Here is a 22,919-nt window from a genome sequence, read left to right as displayed (position 1 = left end):
ATTCGTTAAGTATACGGATAGCACATTGTATATAAAACTGTTAAGACGGTAAGTGCCGAAAAACACAAACAAGTAAGTACTATTTTAAGAGTTAGGCAAGTGTCTATTTGATTTAAGAATAAGTTTTCTTACTAAGGCGAAGTCGCCCACGAAAATTGTAGAATAAGTATTCTATTATTTGAATTCACAACCAAGTGGTTATGAATATATAAGTTAAGTAACAAATTTGAAAATTATCGTAAGTACAAAGGAGTATTAAAATGGCAGAATTAAAAGGTTCTAACACTGAAAAAAATCTTCAAGCAGCATTCGCTGGCGAATCCCAAGCATTCCAAAAATATACTTTCTACGCAGCAGCAGCTCGTAAAGCTGGCATGAACGAAATCGCTGATTATTTCGAAGAAACAGCTCACAACGAATCCGCACATGCTAAATTGTGGTTCAAAGCTCTTCATGGTGGCGACGTATCTTCCGATATCGAAGCTAACCTTCGTGACGCAGCAGCTGGCGAAAACTACGAACACACTACAATGTACAAAGATTTCGCTGACGAAGCTGAAAAAGAAGGCTTTGCAAAAATCGCTTTCCAAATGCGCGAAGTTGGTAAAATCGAAGCTCGTCATGAAGCTCGTTACCTTGCATTAGCAGCTCAAGTATCCGGTAACAAAGTATTCCACAACGACGAACCAGTTGCTTGGATCTGCGCTAACTGCGGTTATGTACACGTTGGTGAAGAAGCTCCTAAACTTTGCCCAGTATGTGCTCACCCACAAGCTTTCTTCCACCGTTTCGTTGAATCCATCTAATCTGTAAGTACTACACTAACTAAACTAACAACCTGTAAGTACAGATTTAAATTAAACATACCTGTAAGTACAATATAATCTTACAGTAAGTACTAACAACTTCCTTAACAAAAAGACGATGACTTAGGTCATCGTCTTTTTTGTGTTCTATTCGCTATTAAGGTTGTGTTTTGGTTGTGTTTTGTAAGAGCAACTATTTAGTACTATCTACTAAATGCTTAAACTGTTGTACCGCCTCATAAGGGTTATCTGCATGAGCAATAGCAGATATGATGGCAACACCACAAGCTCCTGCTTCCAGTATAGGCTTCGCATTGTCTAAAGTAATTCCCCCAATACCAACACATGGTAAGGTCAAGCCTTCTGCCTGTAGTTCAGCGACACGCTCCGGTCCACATGGCTCTTGTGCATCAGGTTTACTACTTGTAGCATACATAGGACCTACACCTACACAGTCAGCATAGATTATATCAGTCTTATGAAGTTCCTCTACGGAATGAATAGAGATGCCAACCACCTTATGGCCTACAAGATCACGAACTGCTTCTAGGCTCATATCCTCTTGCCCTACGTGAACGCCATCAGCATTAACAGCTACTGCTAAGTCTACATCATCGTTGATAATATAGAGTACGTTGTATTTGGCACAGATTTGTTTTAACTGTTGGGCTAACTCTAGTTTCTGTTGCCCCACTAAGGTACCTACGCCCTTTTCTCTAAATTGGAAACAAGTCACACCGCCGCGACAAGCGTCCTCTACGATAGAGAGCAAACGATGTTCATTCAGTTCCACATTTTGTGTACCACTGATGAAATATACTTCTAATTGATCTGGCACAACTACAGGGCGTATACGATTTTCAGACATAAGCACCGCATCATCCAGTGTATATAAACTATCCATAAAGGCTATACTAAAGCCACCAGGTTGTACGCCACTTACCTGCACGGCACTTTCACCAGCTAAACCATAGTAAGCCAATGCATAGGCGAGAAACTCACCGATAGATAGTCTGTTTTTACATGGATAATAAGCGCTGAAGAAAGCCGCCAATACAGCGCCTAATAGACAACCCGTACCCGTTACAGCCGTCATAATAGAGTGTCCGTGTGGCACTGCAAATACTCGAGTTCCATCGGACACATAATCCTCTTCACCAGTAGCTACAACAGGGCAGTTAATAAGGCGCGCCAGACGATATACGACAACAGCACTATCCTCGACCTGTCCTCCATCTACACCTTTACCGTTAGTGGAAGTATCTGCCTGATTATTAGGACTTAAAGCATCGTAGATAGCTTTAATTTCGCTTTGATTACCTCTCAATAATGAGATGTCACCAGTCTTAATCAAGTCTAACACCACAGATAAACGATAAGCCCCCGCATGACAACCTACAGGATCTAAAACGATAGGAACCTCATGTTTCTTCGCCAGCACTATGGCATCTTTGTAGTAACTAACCTTGTCTGGCGTAAGAGTGCCAATATTGATGAGCAGCGCTGCCGCATGAACGATGAGGTCTTTCAAATCTTCACTACACTCACTCATCACCGGTGATGCGCCAATAGCTAATAAACCATTTGCCGTAAAGGTTCTCACTACATCATTGGTAATACAAATAACGAGAGGGTTTCTCTGGCGCAAAATTTCTAATATATTGAGTTCAGGCCAAATTTGACCGTTCATATATGGATTTTCATAGATCATATCACTATCTCCTCTCGTCGTTTTTCAAGAGCTCATCCATCGTTTCAGGTCCATTAGATAACAGTCCATACGCCATATGATTAACGGGGCCACAGCCATTACCCAGTCCAGGATTATATTTAATAGCAAGGGCTATATAGTCCTTGGCAATACCAATGGCATCCATTACATCACGGCCCTTTGCAAGCTCCGCCGTAATCACTGCGGAGAAAGTACAGCCCGTACCATGTGTATGCATCGTATCGTATTTAGGACTAGTCCAAGTACGGACACTGCCATCTTTGGTGAAAGCATAATCCGTCGCATCTTTACCGATGTGACCGCCTTTAATGATAACGACTTGAGGTCCTAAGTCCTGTAAGATACGATTCGCCGCTGTTGTTATGTCACTTTCACACGTAATAGACATGTCCGCTAAGACCTCAGCCTCGCTGCGATTAGGGGTAATAACAGTTGCGGTAGGAATGAGTTTAGATTTTAAGAAATTCACCGCTTCATCTGATACGAGTCTATCACCGCTAGTAGCAATCATAACGGGATCCATTACATAAGGAATTGCTTTACTCACATAAGGATAGATGAGGTCCATCATCTCCGGCAACGCAATCATACCCGTCTTAACGGCTTGCGGTTCAATATCGGAATACACATCGTGTAATTGTCGGTCAATACTCTCTAGCGATAAATGTTCTACGTGGTGAACGCCCGTTGTATTCTGAGCCACTACAGAGGTCACAACAGCCATGCCGTATACGTGACGACTTTGGAAGGACTTCAAATCGGCCATAATACCAGCACCACCGCTAGGGTCGGTACCAGCAATTGTCAATGCAGTATGTAGTTTCATTATGCCTCCTTATGTAATAAATGACGACGAGATAAAATTTGTAATACTATGAAACCAATGCAAGCACCTGCCACAGAGCTCATGGAGAAAGATGTAATTAAAGTCAACAATGCCAAAGGTTTACCTAGTAGGAAATGGGCTATTGGATAACTCACGAGAGCACCAATAAGTCCGGTACCAATAATTTCACCAAGAGCGGCTGCCCATAGAGCGTTATATTTTTTATACAAATACGCAGATAACCAAGCACCGATCATACTGCCAGGGAAGGCTAGCGGAGAACCTAGTGCCAATACATTCCGTAAACAAGATGTACTAAAGGCAGCACCTACTGAAAATCTTGCGCCTACCACAACGGCTAAGATAACATTAATCATATGTTGAAACGGAAAAATACGAGCTGGTCCAACAGGAATTGATGTAGTAGATAACACTACGCCTAAGGCCACACATATGCTAGCAACAATCAGTTTTTTCATAATACCTCCAAACATATAAAAACAAGACCACTCCAAATGGAATGGTCTCGTAATAGTTTAGTATTATGTTTCACTCCACTTCCCTCCGCCAGTATTATCTGGATCAGGTCTAGGGTTTTGAATGGTCAATCTCAGCTAAAGCACCCCTAGTGGCAATATATTTTTATACTCTAGTTATAACATTATTATACAATCTATGCAACAAAAGAATTGACGGTTTCCTATTATCCGCATATAATGAAGCCATAACGGGGTGCTCACAAGAGTGGGCTGAGAGTAAGCTAACGCTTTAACCCATAACCTGATTTGGATAATGCCAACGTAGGGAACATAGAGGATTAATAGCCGAGTTCCTATGAACTCGGCTTTTTCTATGACTTCCTGGCAAGGAGGACGTATGAAAGATACACACATTACACAACCACAGTTCGCCATGATATGGTTTGGTGCCGCCCTATCTATAGCGGAAATTATGACAGGGACTTACCTGGCCCCCTTAGGGCTCACCCAAGGTCTATATGCCATCATTCTGGGACATATCATCGGCGGTATATTACTCTTTGGAGCTGGCCTCATCGGTGGACGGCTGCGGCAAGGTAGTATGAATACTACCGCCTTCAGCTTTGGTCCACTAGGAGCTAAAGGCTTTGCCTTTTTAAATATGCTACAACTCATCGGCTGGACTAGCATCATGATCTACGATGCTATGCTAGCCTTACAAGAGCTAGCACCCCTATCCCCTATGATTTGGACGATAGCTATCGGAGCGCTTGTCATCCTATGGCTTTTCATCGGCCTCCACAATACGGGCTATATTCAAGCCATCGTTTCTGTGCTATTGCTAGGCCTCACCCTCTACATGGGCGTTCACATGATTTCACAGTGGCCTAGTGAAGCTAGCCTTCTAAGTAGCGGAAACATGAGTTTCATCGCGGCTCTTGAATTATCTATTGCCATGCCACTATCTTGGCTACCGCTCATCAGTGATTATACTCGTGAAAGCAAAAAACCTTTCTCCGCATCACTTACAAGTGCTACAGTCTACACTATAACAAGTATCGTTATGTACACCTTAGGGCTTAGTGCAGCTATCTTTGGCGGTGGCGACTCCATCATTACTATCATGATGAATGCAGGACTTGGCCTTGCGGGCCTCATCGTTATCATCTTTTCTACCGTTACTACAACCTTTATGGACGCTTACTCTGCTGGCGTATCTAGTACGACTATCTATAACGGTGCATCTAGCAAAGGCATCGCCGTCATCGTTACTATCGTAGGCACTATTGCAGCTATTCTATATCCAATGGATGATATTACAGACTTCCTATACCTCATCGGCTCTGTATTTGCACCGATGATTGCCATCTTATTGGCAGACTACTTTATCAATCGCCAACAAGTACAAACATTATCCGCATATCTCGTACGAGGTCTTATTTGGGCCGTATCCGTTGGTTTATACCACTATATGTTACATAGTGAAAGCACAATAGGTGCTACATTACCAGCCTTTACAATGGCATTTGTCGTTACAGCTATCGTTGGATTTATAAGTAAAACAGCACACACATCGGCAGAAATTAAACAGTAACAACAACAAAAACCTAATGTACGTATACTAAATCAATAATAAAGATTATAGTAATGGCATAATAGAGCAATAGCATACTAGAGTAATAGCATACTAGAGCAATAGCATACCAGAGCAATAACATACTAGCAAAAACACCTTCACAAACAGTCATCATAATAAGGACCTATTCAAGTTGAATAGGATATACCATATGATAACGTTTATGAAGGTGTTTTTATGTATCTGTTCTTTAATTTTCGAAATATTTTACCATTACATCAAAATTATATGTTCTTAAGTTTTACTCTTATTTAGGAATTGTAATAATTCCGTTTTCACAGGTCCAATGTCTATCTCCGACGCTTTCTGCTTCACTTTCATCATGGGTAACCCATACGCAAGGTACATCCCATTCACGGATGATAGATACGAGATCCTCACGAACTTGTTTTCTCAAGTTCCAATCTAGTGCAGATAAAGGCTCATCGAGGAGCAAAATAGTCGGTTTAGAGTAAAGGGCCCGCCCCAGCGCAACCCGTTGTTGCTCACCACCAGATAAACTGCCCGCCTTAGTTTTTCGGTATTTCTCTAAACCTAATCGCTGTAATAGCGTATCACACATATCAAGTGTACCGCGTTTACTGTAGGTAATATTATTTTCTACAGATAAGTGAGGAAATACGATATTACCTTGTGGCATATAGCCTACTTGACGGTCTTGCGCAGGTACCCAGATTTTTTTATCTCGATCAACCCACGTTGTATCATCACATTGAATACTGCCAGTTGTGGGTTTTACAAGGCCCGCGATACATTTGATAAAAGTACTTTTACCACTACCGGACTGTCCAGTCAGCACAGTAATACCAGACGGCAGCGTACCATCGGCTTTCACAATCACAGAAGGTCTATCTACAGTAAAGGAAAATGTAATCATAGAACCTCCTAATTAGTATCTGTATGGCGGAACAAGGAACCTTTTGTGATCAGGTGAATCCCGCTCAGTAACGCCAATGTAAGAACACAAATATAAATAACTAGCTCAAAGGCATCCATGTACTGACCAGCCTCTACATAGGAGTAGATAGCCAACGGCATCGTACGTGTTACCTTAGGAATATTACCTGCAATCAAGATGGTAGCACCAAATTCGCCCATAGCACGGCAGAAGGCTAAAATACTACCTGTTACAATGCCTTTCCATGCGAGCGGTACAGATATGGTAAAGAAAATGCGTAACTCTGAAGCACCTAATGTTCGAGCTACATCCTCCATATTATGATCTACGGACTGTAATGCAGAACGAACAGTTTGATAAAACAGTGGAAACGCAATAACAGAAGAGGCTATGACGGCACCGGAAGCAGCAAAGACAACGCTCATACCATGAGCTTCAAGCCAAGCCCCAAAGGCATAGCCCGGTGTAAACACCATAAGCAGCGCAAAACCAACGACTACAGGAGGTAGTACTAGAGGCAATGTAATAAGGGCATCAAGAATAGCAATGCCGCCCCATTTACAGCGTTTCATCCAATAACAAGTTGCTAAGCCACTTAAAATAACTATAATAAGAGCAATACTCGCCACCCATAATGATAACCAAAATGGACTCATGCTATCCCCCCTTTCTATTTAATAATGCTGACATCATATATTTCCAGCTAGGACTAACAACAATAGTAATATATATATTGTATCATAAGAAAACGCTAGCCTCGAAAGCTAGCGTTTAACTCTTATTTAGAAGTAGAAAAACCGTATTTCTCTAACACTTTTTGGCCCTCTGGGCTCATTACGTATTGGTAAAAGTCTTTTGCCAATGCATTGTCATATTTTTTAATGATACCGATTGGATAGATAACTGGATCATGAGAGTCTGCAGGTGTTACTGCGGAAATTTGAACCGCATCACCTGCTGCAATAGCATCAGTTTTGTAGATAAATCCTGCATCACCAGCGCCTTGGCTAATGGATGCGGTTACTGCTTTTACGTCTTTAGCATATACTACATTAGGTTCTACTTGTTCCCAAACGCCTAGTTTTGTTAATACTTGTTTACCATAGTTACCAGCTGGCACTGTTTCAGGGTTACCCAATACAATGCGTTTCGCTGTAGCGATTTGATTTAACTCAATTTTAGGTTGACCTTTTGGAACTACGAGAACGAGTTCATTTGTAACGAATGGTTTTACATCTGTTACAAGGTCTTTATCTTGCAACATTTTCATATTCTTTTCGTCAGCAGAAATGAATAAGCTAGCTGGTGCACCTTGTTCAATTTGTTGACGCAATGTGCCAGAACCAGCAAAGTTAATAGCAATTTGATCATCTGCTAAATTATGGCTTTTCTTGTAAGCATCAGCGAGTTCTGTAAGAGCCCCTTTAAGACTGGCCGCAGCTTGTACTGTAATCTTTTCAGATGTACTCGGTTTAGCAGATTCAGCTTGTTTACTTGCATCATTACCACAGCCTACCAGAAAAGCAAGCATGAAAACGCTCATTAATACTAATAAAATTCGTTTCATAATTCCTCCTGTGCATCCCTCTAACATCCACACTGTGAAAGCTATGGTCAAACCTAGAGACACCTCAACTAACAAAAAACTAAATATACGATATATGCACATTATACTATAATTCTAATAATTAAATTGTATGTAAAAGCTCACATTTTTCATATATATTTCTGATGAATATAATAAGTAATCATAATGTATCAACTTTTAAGCCCTAAAACAATACATACTATGGTATGATAATACTATAGAGGATAAGAAAGTCCTGATCAGATTTTGAAACTTATCCACTATTCATTCATATAATACTAACTGTATATTTACTCTATACGGTTATATAATAAGTTAAAACTATGTCCTATTTTAATAAGAAACTCTAGGTGAGATAATGAATTTACTCGTATTAATAGGCCATATCTTTATGAATTCCATGATTCCTATTTTAATACTTATAGGGGTTGGATTTATATTAGATAGAAAATTTAAACTCGATCTGTATACGCTGAGTAAGCTGAACTTCTACATATTATTACCTACTTTTATATTTAGAGCTATGTATGAAGCAAAACTTAACGCAGGTACGTTAGAAATTGTATTTGTTGCACTCTGTGTACTCATACTAAACTCCATACTAGCTGATGTAGTTGGTCGAATGCAGGGTTATGATGTAGCCAAGATCGCGACCTTAAAAAACTGCGTTATGTTTAACAATGTTGGGAATATGGGCGTTGCCCTTGCTATATTTGTATTTACAAACATACCCTACGTTATTGATGGAACCACTCCCTATGCAAACTTAGGTCTTGTCAGTGTCGTATCCATTATGATTATTCAAACCATCAGCAGTAATACGTATGGGTTCTACCAAGCTGGTGCTGGCAGACTCAGCCCACGAGATGCACTAAAAGTCGTGTTCCACATGCCGATGGTATATGCCATCCCACTGGCTCTACTCTGCCAGTTTCTCCCCTTCGATTTACATGGTCTCTTCTTCTTTGCACCGCTTAATATCTTCGCCAACGCTTTCGTCGGTGTTGCTATGATTGCCTTAGGTGTGCAGATTAATAGAACGCCGTTAAACTTCTTTAAGCTTGATGTTATGCTTGCTTCAACCTTACGTCTTGTTGTAAGTCCGCTCATAGCCGCTGCTATGACCATACTATTTATCAAGTTCTATGGTCCTATGCACCCAATAGCAGCGCAAACTATTATCATAACCTATAGTGTACCAACAGCTATCAATATGTCTCTCATTGCCATTGAAATGAAGAATAGTCCTGAATATGCTACACAAATCGTTATGGGCACCACAATTCTATCGGCAGTAACTATGCCGCTATTTATTACAATCGCCTATTACCTTTTCCCATTATATTGATACTAGTATACCTATACAAAAAGGAGTCCTTTTAAAGGGCTCCTTTTATTTTGCTTTTAAATGTATAAGTCAATATACTTATTGATGAAATACATGTTATATATTCTTATTGATGAGATACGTGTTCCATACCCATTCTTACGAGACCTTCCACATGATCATCGTTAAGAGAGTAGTATGCAGTTTTCCCTTCCTTGCGATAGGTCACAAGGCGTGCTTGACGTAAAACGCGTAGTTGGTGTGAAATAGCGGATTGACCCATTCCCATTGTTTCTGCGATGTGATTTACACACATTTCATTTTCTAATAATAATTCTACTATTTTAAGGCGTGTAGGGTCACCTAAGATTTTAAACAGCTCTGCTAGCTTTAGCAATGATTCTTGTTTGTCGCTCATATAGTCCCCCTCAATTTCATTCATATTCATGCTTATAATCTGTATTTCTTATGTATAACTAATCGATGTTGCTTAAATTAGATTTCTCATATATAGAGCATATATATAAATATTATATCATTTTTATTATATTAAAAAAGAGACTTTGTAAAAACAAAGTCTCTTTTTGTATCATATCAAAACAGGATATGAATTATTTAATGATTAATACAGGGCAAGTGGAGTGGCTAGTTACATAGCTACTTACGCTACCCATGAATAAGCCTTTCAATGGACCAAGGCCACGGCTACCCATTACGATAAGATCAGCATTGTATTTTTTAGCTACTGCCAACAATGCAGGACCAGGGGAGCCAACTTCGAATACGCTTTTAACTTTTACACCTGTAGGAATTTCTTTCACTACATCGTTAAGAATTTCTTTACCAGTTTCTTCCATATCTTCCGCAATTTGTTCAGATACGTAGCCACCGGAAATTGGTGTTTGATCGAAATTGGAAATAGCAGACACAATGTTTGCAACGTGAACAACAATCAATTCAGCATGGTTGCGGTCCGCTACAGCGAGAGCATGTTCCAACGCACGTTTAGCATTTTCAGAACCATCAGTAGGTACGACAATAGTTTTGTAGGTAACCATAATAACCCCTCCTATTTCTAATCCCTCAAAGGGGATATGATCAAAGATCGTTTAGCCTATATTATTATATTCTAGACCATCAAGGAAAACTCCTCTTTTTCTAGAGGATTTCTTTTATTATAGCACAACTTATACAGAATTATACAAATAAAAGAATATTATGTGTATATTATAACACTTGCGAAGATTGGTTCGTATTCAATGTAGTAGTCAACTTGAATCCATCGAGCACATCGATAAGCTCTGGTGTGCTAAGGCTTGTGCCTGCTGGGCCAATCATACGAGCCACAGCCACATTGCCTTCATTACCTAAGATAATAGTAGCTGCGAAGGATACCGGTGCCGCTACGGATGTATCAGCTGTATTAGGATTCTTCATATGACCTGCCAAGTAGAACATAACATTACCATCGATGATATGCGTTTCGTATCGAGTGATGGTTGCCTTATTTACCTCAACCAATTGTTTAAGATAGTAATCACCTAGCATTTGTTTGCCCATCATCGTAGGCATGCCTGTGCTAACTGCTTGTACTGGAATTGTAAAGGATTCAATATCTAGGCGTACATTATGCTTAGTGAAAGCAATTTTCCCCTTTTCATTAAGACGGGTAAATCCTTTTGGATAATTAAATTTGATGCCTTCATCTACGCTAATGTCACTAGTGCCAGAGATAAATTGTTTAACACCTTTAATCGTACTAGAACCAGTTTTATTTAATAATTCAAAGGACGGAATCGTATGTTCCATCAAACCTTGTTCCATAAACTCCCCTTGAATAGGAGCATAAGTACTAGCTAAATTATAGCGATGTGTTGGGTCCTTATCCATGATGAATTCCGCTTCAAATACGGATTGAACAGGCTCTGTAGAGGTCATTTCAGCATACGATTTTGGTGTCGTCTTATCCCAACGCGCTGATATAGCCCCTTTCTTGTTAAAGAAGCCACCAACAATATCATTATTTTCAAAGGCATTACTATGTTGACGCCAAATGCTCAAGTATTCTTCATCAGACATGCCCTTGATTGGCACACCATACCAAGTCGTATTCCATTCTTTTTGAGATACCCCGTCTTGCGGTGTATTATTGCGCTTTGTAAAAGACACTGTATAGGAATCATCTTGAGTTGGACCAGCTAAGTTGAAAGAATAGCCTTGAATATGCTCACTTTCACTACGTACATCCATATCAAGCTTAACACCATCAGCTACACGCCATGGAATCGTAAAGGTATAGCCATTTTTATAGTCTTTAACTACCGTATTCATCGTAGTAGCATAGGATTTATATTGTTCTGGCAAAATAGATGCAGAATCTTTTTGGGAATCTACAATAGCTAATGGAGTTTCAGGTGTTCCCTGCAAACCTTCCGCCATAATAGAGGTCGTGCCCATAGCCATTACAGCTAATGTAGCGGCAATAAAACGTAACTTCATAAGACCTCCTATAACATATTCTCCAAGAACGCTTTCGTTCTATCGTTCTGTGGATTATTGAAAATTTGCTCTGGTGTACCTTCCTCTTGGATGACACCATCGGCCATGAAGATGACACGGTCTGATACTTCACGAGCAAAGTTCATTTCATGAGTAACGATAATCATCGTCATGTGATCATCGGCCAATTGTTTAATAGTCTTTAAAACCTCACCTGTTAACTCTGGGTCAAGAGCGGATGTTGGTTCATCAAAGAGCATAATTTCTGGATTCATCGCCAATGCACGAGCGATGGCCACACGTTGTTGTTGGCCCCCAGATAAACGGGATGGATACATATCGCGCTTTTCCCATAGGCCAACTTTATTAAGTAATCGCTCTGCAATCGGTAAAATCTCATCATCTTTCATGCCTTTTACCATACGCGGTGCGATCATAATATTATCGAGCACTGTCATATGCGGGAATAAATTGAAAGATTGGAACACCATGCCCATGTGTAATAGCAAGTCATGTTGTATTTCTTGGCTTGCATAGTTTACAGTGCCATTAGCATCAGTACTAGCAAGAACAGTGCCATCTACAGTAATAGAGCCCCCGTCGATAGTCTCCAATTGACCTAAACAGCGCAAGAATGTAGATTTACCAGACCCAGAAGGACCGATAATAGAAACGATTTCCCCTCTATTCATTTTGAGCGATACATCGCGCAATACAGTTTGATTGTTAAAGCGTTTTTCAATACGCTCCATATTTACAAATGTCATAAGTACCTCTTAAATCGTCGCATCCTTTTATCTAAACATACTAATCATTAGGTATTAGTTTGCTATATCAACAATAATTGGATGTAAAATACGACAAGCAACTACAGAATAGATTAATCTTCGTATACAGCAAATCTTCTTTCTAAGTAGTTGAAGATATTTGTCAAAATAAAGGTAAAGATCAAGTAGAACAAAGCTGCCACCAAAAAGGCAGAGATGTCAAAGTCACGTTGTACGATAGATTTTGTAATACGCAAGATATCGTTCATAGCCAATACGTACACGAGAGAAGTATCTTTCAACAAGTTAATTGTCTCATTCGCAAGTGGAGGCAATACGCGTTTAAACATTTGTGGCAAGATGATCTTACGCATCGTTTGAGCATAAGTAAAACCAAGAACCTTTGCCCCTTCGTACTGACCACGAGAGATGGATTGAATACCACCGCGGAAAATTTCACATAAATACGCTGCGTAGTTTAATACGAATGTAAGCACCGCTGCTGTAGCATCATCCATTTGGACAGCACCATCTGTAATGATAGGTAATGCATAATACACGAATAAAATTTGAAGCATTAGTGGTGTACCGCGCATCAAATATACGAAGGCTTCAACGATTTTGTCGAGCACTGTAAATTTAGATAAACGTACCAAAGCAAGTAGAATACCGCCAGGAATGGATAGGATCCATACAATACAGAATAGCGATACGGTTACCTTCAAACCATCAGCGATGGTTGGGATAATCTGCAATAAATAATCTAACATGGAATACTCCTTCAAAACACGACTAGAGAAGAGGCATCTGGCCTCTTCTCTAGTGTACATTTCGTTCTTTAATTATCTGTTGTACAAACTGACCATAGTACTATTAGTATATCACGAATTGTACTATTTAGCATCGCTCTTATCTAGGTCTGCGCTAGAGCCCAACCATTTTTCAACAATTTTATCAGCAGTACCATCTTTTTTCATTTCAGCTAAGATACCATTGATTTTATCACGTAATGCAGTGTCATCTTTACGGAAGCCAACAGCGAAGTTATCAACACCGTAATCAGTACCTTCTACGATTTTGTATTTACCAGGTTCTTTTGTCATGAGGTAACGAGCGATAACACCATCAGCGATAACTGCATCAACACGACCAATACCTAGATCCATGAAAGCACTTACGAAATCAGCATAAGATTTAATTTCTTTCACAGTTTTACCGCTTGGATCGTTTTGCAATGCAGATTCACCAGTACTTGCTTGTTGAACACCTACTACTTTGCCTGCAAGATCTGCCTTAGATTTAATGGATTCATCTTCATTACGAACGACGATGTATTGTTTATCCTTCATATATGTGTTGGAGAACAAGATATTTTTCTCACGTTCAGGAGAAACTGTTAAGCCATTCCATAAAGCGTCGATTTTTTTAGATTTCAACTCAGCTTCTTTACTGGACCAGTCGATAGCTTTGAATTCCACATCCATGCCAGCGTGTTTAGCTGCTTCTTTAGCCATATCGATATCAAGACCTACGATTTCGCCTTTATCATCTTTAAAGCCCATTGGAGGGAAGCTATCATCTAAGCCGATAACGATTTTTTTAGGTAATTCTTTATTAGCAGTTTTAGTATCACTACCACAACCCGTTACAAATACCATCATAGATACTGCTGCAAGGCCAACGGCCATCATTTTTTTCCAATTCATAACTATCCTCCACGGTGTATTACACCTTTAACTACTTGCTAATATATGCTGTACAGAACTCATGTCCATACCCGATGATTGTATTATACTTTAGTTCGTTAAAGTTGTAAATAGCTAATTTGATGAATTTTAGAATTTTTTAGTTCTCCTATGGTTCATACAGGATTATAGTACTAAATCCTTTGTATATACGCATACATTATGTATCTGAATGCTTATGAATTGCTTCAATCATGGCCATTTTATCTTTATACCCTACCTGTGCGAGATCTAATGGTATTACATAAATCCCGCCATGACCATTCATGGCCTGCAACTCACGCCAACCTTCAGTAAATCCAATTATATGCTCATAATCGATAAAGACAAAATATTCATCGCCATGAAAGAGACTGTGAAAGTATTCTTTCACAGAAAAAGGCCTTCGTTTTAACACGAGGCCCTTTTCACAGATAAATGCTTGACTTTCACCTAATCTATGAAGGGTCCACAATATGACAATTAACAACAGATAATACCATATACGCTCAGCCCAATAGGAGGGCATATATTTTACAATTAAGGCACAAACCAATAGACCGATGATACGACCGGCCCACTGAATTCCACGATGTATTTCTAAGCTCTGTTGTACGGTACCTGATGAAAAGCGTTCCATCGCCTCTTGTTTCGTCATGGCTTACCTCACAAATTGAAAGTCTACTATATGATTTTATTTACGGCATAAGCCCATAGCTTGCTCTACTTTACGATACATTTGACTTGCTTTAGCATGAGCCTTAGCAGCACCTTCATCGAGAATAACATCGAGTTCAGGGCTTGTAATCAATTCATTGTAACGTTGTTGAATTGGCTCAAGAGTTGCCACTAATAGGTCTGCGATATCGGATTTGAAAACGCCATAACCTTTACCAGCATACATTTCTTCGATAGCTTCATAACTGTCTTTTGTGATAGCACGGTAAATGCCCATCAAGTTAGAAATGCCAGGTTTGTTTTCTTTATCGTAACGCACCGCGTTATCAGAGTCAGTTTGAGCGCGTTTCAATTTTTTTACAATCAAGTCTGGTGCATCCAAAAGACGAATTGTAGCATTTTGGTTATCATCAGATTTACTCATCTTCTTAGTTGGCTCTTGTAAGCTCATAACGCGAGCACCACCTTCGCCTACCTTAATATCAGGTACTACGAAAGTTTCGCCAAATCTACGGTTAAAACGCTCTGCCAAATTACGAGTCAACTCAAGATGTTGTTTTTGGTCCTCCCCTACAGGAACATAGTTAGTACCATATAACAAAATATCTGCCGCCATCAATGGTGGATACGTAAGCAACGCTGTAGGGATAGAGTCACCTTGCTTTTGAGACTTATCTTTGTACTGTGTCATACGCTCTAATTCGCCAACATAGCTGATAGATTGCATAACCCAACCGAGTTTAACGTGTTCAGGCACTTCGGATTGTACAAACAATGTTACCTTTTTTGGATCGAGGCCAACGGCAAGGTACAATGCAGCCAAATTGCGAGTATTTTGGAATAACTCTTTTGGATCTTGCGGTACGGTAATCGCATGTTGGTTAACGATACAATAATAACATTCATCAGTATCTTGATAGTCCAAGAAATTACGTAAAGCCCCCAAATAATTGCCAAGTGTTAATTCCCCACTTGGTTGGATGCCGGAAAATATAACTGCCATAATAGTCTCCCTATATTGAAATAAACCAACAGTGCAGAAGCACTGTTGGTTATATATATTATTCTACGGTTACAGATTTAGCCAAGTTACGTGGTTTATCTACATCTGCGCCGCGTGTAATCGCTGCGTAGTACGCCAATAATTGCAATGGTACAACCGCAAGGATTGGAGCGATGAATTTATTAGCACGAGGCACATAGATTGTGTGATCTACGTGTTTAGATAATTCTTCATCACCTTTCATGCCGATACCGATTACAACAGCTTCACGCGCTTTTACTTCACGAATGTTGCTGATCATCTTGTCGTACACATCTTCTTGTGTAGCCAATGCGATAACAGGTACGCCTTCTTCAATAAGAGCCAATGTACCATGTTTCAACTCGCCACCAGCATATGCTTCAGCATGGATGTAAGAAATTTCTTTCAATTTCAAAGCACCTTCCATCGCTACTGCGTAGTCGATAGCACGACCCAAGAAGAACGCATCAGATTTGAAGCCATAATGTTTTGCAAAAGCTTTCATATCTTCGTCTACTTCAAAGATTTCATGAATCAATGTAGGCAAGTTTTTAACACCGCAAAGGATTTCTTCGCCTAAAGCCGGATCCATTTTACCATTTAATTGGCCAAGGTATACAGCGAACAACAAGCCTGCTACTAATTGAGTAGTATACGCTTTTGTAGACGCTACAGAGATTTCAGGACCTGCCCATGTATACACAGTGTCATCTGCTTCACGGGAAATACTGGAACCTACTACGTTTGTAATTGCCAAGGATTTAGCGCCATGACGTTTAGCCTCTTTCAACGCTGCCAATGTATCGGATGTTTCACCGGATTGGCTGATAACGATACATAATGTTTTATCATCAGTCAACGGATTGCTATAACGGTACTCAGATGCAATTTCCACACTTACAGGAATGCGCGCCAAGTTTTCAATATATTGTTTTGTTACAAGACCTGCATGGTATGCTGTACCACATGCAACGATGAGGATTTTATTGAAAGCTGCTACATCGTCAGCAGTCCAATTCAACTCATCAAAGATTGCTGTTTTACCATCTTCAGAGATATGCGTACCGAATGTATCGCGTACAGCTTTAGGTTGGTCATGAATTTCTTTCAACATGAAGTGTTCATAACCGCCTTTTTCTGCTGCTTCTGCATTCCAGTTAACGTGGAATACTTCTTTATCAACTGGATTACCTTCACGGTCAAATACGGATACAGTATCGCGAGTAACGATAGCCATTTCACCATCGCTCAAGATGTACGTATCACGTGTGTAGTTAATGATTGCTGGAATATCGGATGCTACAAAGTTTTCACCTTTACCAAGACCGATAACCAATGGATTTTCTTTTTTAGTACAAATGATTTTGTCTGGCTCATCAGCACAGATAATTTCAAGAGCATACGCACCGTCAACACGAGCGAGCATGCGGCGTACAGTACCTACAAAATCACCATCGTACATATCCTCTAATAAATGAGCTACTACTTCTGTATCAGTTTCAGATTTGAAATGGTACCCTTTTTCGATGAGCTCTTCTTTTAAAGGCATGTAGTTTTCAATAATACCGTTGTGAACAACAGCAAATTTACCATCTTCAGATGCATGAGGATGGGCGTTCATATCGGATGGACGACCATGAGTAGCCCAACGTGTATGACCAATACCTACAGTGCCTTCATTAGGGTCTGCTTTTACAATAGCCTCAAGATTAGCTAGACGGCCAACCTTTTTTTGAATTTTGATTGCATTTTCAGGGCCGATAACAGCAATACCTGCAGAGTCATAACCACGGTATTCTAATTTCGCCATACCGTCCAATAAAAAATCAGATGCTTGATTAAAGCCAATGTATCCTACGATACCGCACATAAATATATCCTCCTATAACTGGGGGTATTCTAGCCCCAGCCAAAAAACTAAGGCTAACTAATTAATGTTCTAGATTAATGTTCTAGATTAATGTTTCAATTATGTATTAATTATTACTTTAATACAATTCATTCAGATACACTTTGTCTCCATTGTTACCAATGGGCTTTTTAGTATCTGTTACGACATGAATTTGCCGGAAGAGCATCCGCTGATTATTCGATCACTCTTCACCTCGTCTACCCTAACGACTGCCTTCGTGGGTACTTGCGCTATTCGCCTTTACGAATTCGGATCTCCTTTCTATGATATATGGCAGAATTAGTACAAATATGAAATATGTACTGAACACTATTATACTAAAAAAATCGATAAGATGTAAACTATCTCAAACAGGTCATAAGCAATAAAAAAGATTTTTTCTATACTTCATGGTACTTTCATTGCAAGAAATTATACTGCTATCAATCTAAATTTTATACAATTAGATTTTGCTATTTTCTCAAAATTAAATTTATACAATTTAAGGAGAATTATTATGAATAAAACAACTATAAAAAAGAAAAATAAACCACATAAAAATAGTATTCAATACAGAAAATTGCGCCGTTGGGTTCTACCTGCAGTATTAGGTGCAGCTCTTTCCACCTTGGCAATGCTTCCAACCTTTGCAGCAGAAACACAAACGAATGCTAACGTAGCTACTGTAACTACAACAGCACCATCTGCACAAGGAAGCACTCCACAAAACAGTGCTCCTCATGGTAAACCACCTGCAGGGCAACCGCCAACAGCGCCTCCAAGTGGAAATCAAAACGGAGCACCTCTAGCAGATATGCAAAACGGAGCACCTACTGGGATGGCTCCACATCCGGAAGTAGATCCAAGTACTTTCAAGGCCACAACTGTGGTAACAGAAGATAAATCTATTGCCCATGAATTGATTACTAACACAGTAGCTGATCAAAATGCTTTCATCGGTAAAAATAAAGCAGCCATAATTATCGAAAATAGCGTTTTTGATAAAACGGGGAATACCACTAGCGATGACAATAGTAATTTCCGAGGTCAAAACGCCGTAGTATTGGGTATTGAAGGCAGCCAAATCAACATTAAGGGTAGCAATATTACATCTAACTCTAATGGTTCCAATGCGGTCTTTGCTACCGGTGAAGGTTCTGTTATCAACGTAGAGAACACTAATATTCACACCAAAAGCGATTCTTCTCGTGGTCTAGATGCTACATACAAAGGCACAGTAAATGGCAAAAATCTAACAATCACTACTGAAGGTGCTCACTCTGCTACCCTTGCTACTGACCGTGGCGAAGGTACAATTACTGTTGAAGCCGCTAAACTGACAACCTCTGGCGCAGGTAGCCCTGTCATCTATTCAACTGGTAATATTACAGCTAACAACGTCAACGGCGTAGCTAATAACAGTGAAATTGGCGTTGTAGAAGGCAAAAATTCCATTACCCTTACGAACTCAAACGTAACTGGCTACAAAGATAATGGCTTCATGCTCTACCAAAGCTTCTCTGGTGATGCTGAAAGCGGTGTTGCACGCCTTAAAGCAGAAAATAACACGCTCACCACACACGCCACAGGTGCGTTCATCTATGTTAACAACACCACTGCTGAAGTAGATTTGTCTAACAATGCTATTTCTATGCCTAATACAACTACCCTCGTGAAAGCAGCAGCTGACTCTCGTTGGGGTAAAACTGGCGAAAATGGTGGTCATCTCACACTTCACGCATCCAACCAAGCACTAAGTGGTAACATCGTGGCTGACTCCATCAGTACTGTTGCACTAGACATGACAAACGGTTCTAGCCTTGTAGGCGCTGTAAATGCAAACAACTCAGCTAAAGAAGTTACAGTAAAACTCAGCAAAGACTCCACATGGACACTCACTGGCGATAGCTATGTAAAATCCTTAACTAACGAAGACACAACAAGCAGTAACATTCACTTGAATGGATATAAACTCGTTGTAGCTGATAAATAATGATAAAAACACTACTTTGAATCTTACAATTCAAAGTAGTGTTTTCTTTTTGTAATCAAAATTATATAATCCTTCAGAGATAATGCTTTTTAAAATTCATCACATTTAAATTAGCGTAATTCATCGCATTTAAATTAGAGTACTAGAAGTTATGAGTTAGACAATCTATCAAATAACAGCCATATAGGGGCCACAATTTTAGTTTCACCGTAGGTTTGAAGTTTTCATGTTTAATCTTATGTACCATGGTACTTAAAGCTTCTAGATCATCTTCCCAGCTTTGGATATAACTTTGCTTTTCCTCTTCACTATCAAAGTCTTCGTCCGTTTTTGCATCTTCAATACATGCCAATATTTCTGTTCGTTGTTTGTTCACTTCATGATAGAACTGGTCATGTTGATTCATAATCCAAAGACCAAAGTAGTAAGGGCCATCACTTAAACCACAGTACTCTTTAGCCTTTTCACATTCTTCTAAGAATAGACCGTACTCATCTAATATATAATAGGCGTCAATGATATCAAACTCACTAATATCATCGTTATTTAAATGATATGCTGGATCTACTCCAATCTTAATTTGCTTCAAACAATTGAGGGCTTGCTTCTTATTACTTAAATACACATCACAATAAGCTATACACAACAATAACCGCATTCTATTTGGGTAATCTTTTAATAACTCTTCAAAGTTAGTCTTTGCTTTATCATATTCCTTACATTCAAATAAACATACAGCACGACCAAAATTCATTTCATAATCGTTGGCTACGGTTACCCCTTTTTCAAAGGTATGTAAACTTTTAGTTAAAGCCTCTATCGATCCATTATCTTCGTAAGCTGAAAAATGATATAATGCCAAACCTCTATAAGTCTCTATATATGGAGAATGTAACTTTTCAGCTTTTACTAAATAGTTACATGCCTCTATCTCCCCATTATGATAAAAAGCCAAATTAGTGTAAACTCTTGCTTTGTCCGTATCACTCAGTTCATCACTGTACATTTCAAGGAAATCTTCCAATAGTTGAATTGAATTTTCCTCATGCCATAACACCTGTTCAACAGTGGCTAAAGCACAAACAACATCTACGTTATTGGGATACTCACACATTAAAGAAATTAAATACACTCTAAAACGCTCTGCATATTGCTGCAATACATCAGAATTACTAAATATAGACACGTTATATGCAGCTTCATATTCTGTTTTAAGATTTTCCCAATATTCTTTTATAGCAAGCTTCATATTATACCTTTACTATCGAATATATTTTAGATTATATGGCTATAATTATACCAGAAATAACTCTTATGAGTAGAGATGGTTCAGTGTAGAAATATCCGCGCGATAGAGTGGTTCCATTCGGTAATCATCCTAAATAAATATAAAATAAATGCCCTCCTATATATGTTCTTGCAGCGACTTTACGTAGGATGGAGCAAAGGGACATATATAGGAGGGTATACCTTTAATATAAAAGTTGTTAAATAGAATTAGTTCTCACAAGAACAGTAGGTTTAATCTTAGTAAAGATGGTTCCTCGCTGTGGGTTTACTCCTTTTATTCCGCCAATCCTTGTTCTCTACCAATAATATCAGCGATTTCTTGGCATAGTGCTTGTAGTTCTTCTTGGTTAGGACCCTCTGCCATTACGCGAATGAGTGGTTCTGTACCAGATGCCCGTACTAAAACGCGGCCTTCATCACCAAGTTCACCTTCTGCTGTCACAATAGCTGCTTTGATAATATCATTGTCTTCCCAACCTGTTTTTGTAGCAACGCGAACGTTGATAAGAACTTGAGGATACTTAGTCATAATGCTAGCCAACTCAGAAAGTGGTTGATTTTTTTCTTTCATAAGAGCCGCTACTTGAACAGCTGTTAACATGCCATCACCAGTTGTATTGTGATCTAAGAAGATTACGTGACCAGATTGTTCACCACCAACGGAGAGGTCATGTTCACGCATGTATTCCAATACATAGCGGTCACCAACAGCAGTGGAAACTGTTTTCATACCGAGCTCTTCTGCCGCTTTATGGAACCCAATATTACTCATAACAGTACCAACTACTGTATCTCCTTTAAGTTTGCCTTCTTCTTTTAACTTAAGAGCACATAATAGCATGATTTGGTCACCATCAAGAACTTGACCTTTTTCATCTACCAATAAGCAACGGTCCGCATCACCATCGTTAGCTATACCAAGGTCTGCATTGTGTTGTTGTACAGCCACTTGTAAGCCTTCGATATGTGTAGAACCACAGTGATGATTGATATTCAAGCCATCTGGATTTACGTTGATGTTGATTACTTTAGCGCCAAGACCAGATAAAATTTCAGGACCCACGCTAGATGCAGCACCGTTCGCACCATCATATACAATAGTCAAACCTTCAAGGGATGTATCGATTGTGTGGCGCACAAAGTGAGCGTAGAAATGAGCTAAATTGCTATTGTACTCAATGGTACCAATGCCATCACCTGTTGGACGTGGCAATTCATTATCTGCACTTTGACGAACATATTGTTCTAATTGATCCTCTACTTCATCTGGCAATTTATAGCCATCGCCATCAAAGAATTTAATACCATTATCTGGATATGGATTGTGAGATGCAGAAATAACAGCACCTGCATCAAAGCCTTGTTGACGTACAAGATAAGCTACTGCTGGAGTTGGGATAACACCGGCAATTACAACATTACCACCAACAGAGCAAATACCGGATGCTAACGCACTTTCAAGCATGGAGCCAGAAATACGCGTATCACGACCAATCAAGAATGTGGGATGGTCTTTTTCTTTACCAAAATATGTAGCCGCTGCACGGCCTAAATGATAGGCTAATTCAGGTGTTAAAAATTCATTAACAACACCACGTACACCATCTGTACCAAATAAACGAGCCATAATTATCCTCCTCTAGGGATTATGAAAATCACAAGTCCTCATATATTTACTGTTGTGTATTATATCACAATATATACACCACACATATATATAGTATACAGATATACTATTTTACAGTACCAAAATGAACCTAT

21 protein-coding genes and 2 riboswitches are annotated in these 22,919 nt (G+C 39.4%); of the genes, 4 read left to right on the top strand and 17 right to left on the bottom strand.

Annotation, left to right across the window (positions count from 1 at the left end):
* Positions 1-260 precede the first annotated feature (260 nt).
* On the top strand, positions 261-806 hold the full coding sequence (rbr, locus tag VCHSUH03_RS08160; protein ID WP_105094686.1) for a rubrerythrin: 546 nt from the start codon (positions 261-263) through the stop codon (positions 804-806).
* Between the two features lie 193 nt (positions 807-999).
* Here the strand turns inward: rbr and thiM are convergent, their stop codons facing one another.
* From thiM to thiW, 3 genes are read right to left on the bottom strand one after another with little or no spacing between them, the layout of a single operon-like run.
* Positions 1,000-2,517, bottom strand: a complete 1,518-nt coding sequence (thiM, locus tag VCHSUH03_RS08155; RefSeq protein WP_105094685.1) for a hydroxyethylthiazole kinase — start codon at positions 2,515-2,517, stop codon at positions 1,000-1,002.
* Positions 2,518-2,521: 4 nt separating this feature from the next.
* Entirely contained in the window at positions 2,522-3,364 is an 843-nt protein-coding gene (gene thiD / locus VCHSUH03_RS08150) for a bifunctional hydroxymethylpyrimidine kinase/phosphomethylpyrimidine kinase (protein WP_105094684.1), read from the bottom strand.
* Complete coding sequence (gene thiW / locus VCHSUH03_RS08145; protein ID WP_105094683.1) at positions 3,364-3,843, bottom strand: energy coupling factor transporter S component ThiW; 480 nt, start codon at positions 3,841-3,843, stop codon at positions 3,364-3,366. The genes thiD and thiW overlap by 1 nt, the downstream gene beginning before the upstream one ends.
* 63 nt (positions 3,844-3,906) lie before the next feature.
* A riboswitch (TPP riboswitch) is annotated at positions 3,907-4,001 on the bottom strand.
* 81 nt (positions 4,002-4,082) lie between these two features.
* Positions 4,083-4,188: riboswitch (TPP riboswitch) on the top strand.
* Positions 4,189-4,240: 52 nt separating this feature from the next.
* Between thiW and cytX the strand changes: the two genes are divergently transcribed.
* The gene (gene cytX / locus VCHSUH03_RS08140; protein ID WP_105094682.1) at positions 4,241-5,437 is read left to right on the top strand and encodes a putative hydroxymethylpyrimidine transporter CytX; all 1,197 of its coding nucleotides are present in this window, start codon (positions 4,241-4,243) and stop codon (positions 5,435-5,437) included.
* 289 nt (positions 5,438-5,726) lie between these two features.
* On the opposite strand, the gene VCHSUH03_RS08135 is transcribed toward cytX, so the two are convergent.
* The 3 genes from VCHSUH03_RS08135 to modA all read right to left on the bottom strand — a co-directional run bounded on the left by VCHSUH03_RS08135 (position 5,727) and on the right by modA (position 7,944).
* Entirely contained in the window at positions 5,727-6,356 is a 630-nt protein-coding gene (locus VCHSUH03_RS08135; RefSeq protein ID WP_105094681.1) for an ATP-binding cassette domain-containing protein, read from the bottom strand.
* Between the two features lie 8 nt (positions 6,357-6,364).
* Positions 6,365-7,033 (bottom strand): molybdate ABC transporter permease subunit, encoded by a 669-nt coding sequence (gene modB, locus VCHSUH03_RS08130; protein WP_105094680.1) that lies wholly within the window; start codon positions 7,031-7,033, stop codon positions 6,365-6,367.
* A 122-nt stretch (positions 7,034-7,155) separates the two neighbouring features.
* Positions 7,156-7,944: a molybdate ABC transporter substrate-binding protein gene (modA, locus tag VCHSUH03_RS08125; protein ID WP_105094679.1), complete on the bottom strand. Its 789-nt coding sequence runs from the start codon at positions 7,942-7,944 to the stop codon at positions 7,156-7,158.
* Positions 7,945-8,323: 379 nt separating this feature from the next.
* Here modA and VCHSUH03_RS08120 point away from each other — a divergent pair, with 379 nt between their 5' ends.
* A complete protein-coding gene (locus VCHSUH03_RS08120) occupies positions 8,324-9,313 on the top strand; it encodes an AEC family transporter (protein WP_105094678.1) in 990 nt (329 codons plus the stop codon).
* 106 nt (positions 9,314-9,419) lie between these two features.
* Here the strand turns inward: VCHSUH03_RS08120 and VCHSUH03_RS08115 are convergent, their stop codons facing one another.
* From VCHSUH03_RS08115 to glmS, 9 genes are all read right to left on the bottom strand, one after another.
* The gene (locus tag VCHSUH03_RS08115) at positions 9,420-9,710 is read right to left on the bottom strand and encodes an ArsR/SmtB family transcription factor (RefSeq protein ID WP_024063797.1); all 291 of its coding nucleotides are present in this window, start codon (positions 9,708-9,710) and stop codon (positions 9,420-9,422) included.
* 193 nt (positions 9,711-9,903) lie between these two features.
* Positions 9,904-10,350 carry a universal stress protein gene (locus VCHSUH03_RS08110; RefSeq protein ID WP_005387768.1) on the bottom strand — a complete coding sequence of 149 codons (447 nt, stop codon included), beginning with the start codon at positions 10,348-10,350 and terminating at the stop codon, positions 9,904-9,906.
* Positions 10,351-10,519: 169 nt separating this feature from the next.
* Positions 10,520-11,791: a hypothetical protein gene (locus VCHSUH03_RS08105; protein ID WP_105094677.1), complete on the bottom strand. Its 1,272-nt coding sequence runs from the start codon at positions 11,789-11,791 to the stop codon at positions 10,520-10,522.
* A gap of 8 nt (positions 11,792-11,799) precedes the next feature.
* Positions 11,800-12,558, bottom strand: coding sequence for an amino acid ABC transporter ATP-binding protein (locus VCHSUH03_RS08100; protein ID WP_105094676.1), 759 nt, complete (start codon positions 12,556-12,558; stop codon positions 11,800-11,802).
* Positions 12,559-12,671: 113 nt separating this feature from the next.
* The gene (locus VCHSUH03_RS08095; protein ID WP_005387763.1) at positions 12,672-13,328 is read right to left on the bottom strand and encodes an amino acid ABC transporter permease; all 657 of its coding nucleotides are present in this window, start codon (positions 13,326-13,328) and stop codon (positions 12,672-12,674) included.
* A gap of 123 nt (positions 13,329-13,451) precedes the next feature.
* Positions 13,452-14,264, bottom strand: coding sequence for an amino acid ABC transporter substrate-binding protein (locus VCHSUH03_RS08090; protein ID WP_105094675.1), 813 nt, complete (start codon positions 14,262-14,264; stop codon positions 13,452-13,454).
* Positions 14,265-14,463: 199 nt separating this feature from the next.
* A complete protein-coding gene (locus VCHSUH03_RS08085; RefSeq protein ID WP_105094674.1) occupies positions 14,464-14,940 on the bottom strand; it encodes a hypothetical protein in 477 nt (158 codons plus the stop codon).
* Between the two features lie 36 nt (positions 14,941-14,976).
* Positions 14,977-15,963 (bottom strand): tryptophan--tRNA ligase, encoded by a 987-nt coding sequence (trpS, locus tag VCHSUH03_RS08080; protein ID WP_005387758.1) that lies wholly within the window; start codon positions 15,961-15,963, stop codon positions 14,977-14,979.
* Positions 15,964-16,021: 58 nt separating this feature from the next.
* Positions 16,022-17,854: a glutamine--fructose-6-phosphate transaminase (isomerizing) gene (gene glmS, locus VCHSUH03_RS08075; protein ID WP_105094673.1), complete on the bottom strand. Its 1,833-nt coding sequence runs from the start codon at positions 17,852-17,854 to the stop codon at positions 16,022-16,024.
* Positions 17,855-18,392: 538 nt separating this feature from the next.
* Between glmS and VCHSUH03_RS08070 the strand changes: the two genes are divergently transcribed.
* A complete protein-coding gene (locus tag VCHSUH03_RS08070; RefSeq protein WP_105094672.1) occupies positions 18,393-19,868 on the top strand; it encodes a hypothetical protein in 1,476 nt (491 codons plus the stop codon).
* A gap of 142 nt (positions 19,869-20,010) precedes the next feature.
* On the opposite strand, the gene VCHSUH03_RS08065 is transcribed toward VCHSUH03_RS08070, so the two are convergent.
* A complete protein-coding gene (locus VCHSUH03_RS08065; RefSeq protein ID WP_105085216.1) occupies positions 20,011-21,117 on the bottom strand; it encodes a hypothetical protein in 1,107 nt (368 codons plus the stop codon).
* Between the two features lie 315 nt (positions 21,118-21,432).
* Positions 21,433-22,785, bottom strand: a complete 1,353-nt coding sequence (glmM, locus tag VCHSUH03_RS08060) for a phosphoglucosamine mutase (RefSeq protein ID WP_105094671.1) — start codon at positions 22,783-22,785, stop codon at positions 21,433-21,435.
* Positions 22,786-22,919 lie beyond the last annotated feature (134 nt).

The organism is Veillonella infantium (assembly GCF_002959895.1).
Classification (GTDB): domain Bacteria; phylum Bacillota; class Negativicutes; order Veillonellales; family Veillonellaceae; genus Veillonella; species Veillonella infantium.
The sequence above is the reverse complement of the archived record's forward strand: the minus strand, read 5'-3'. Positions and strand labels throughout refer to the sequence as shown.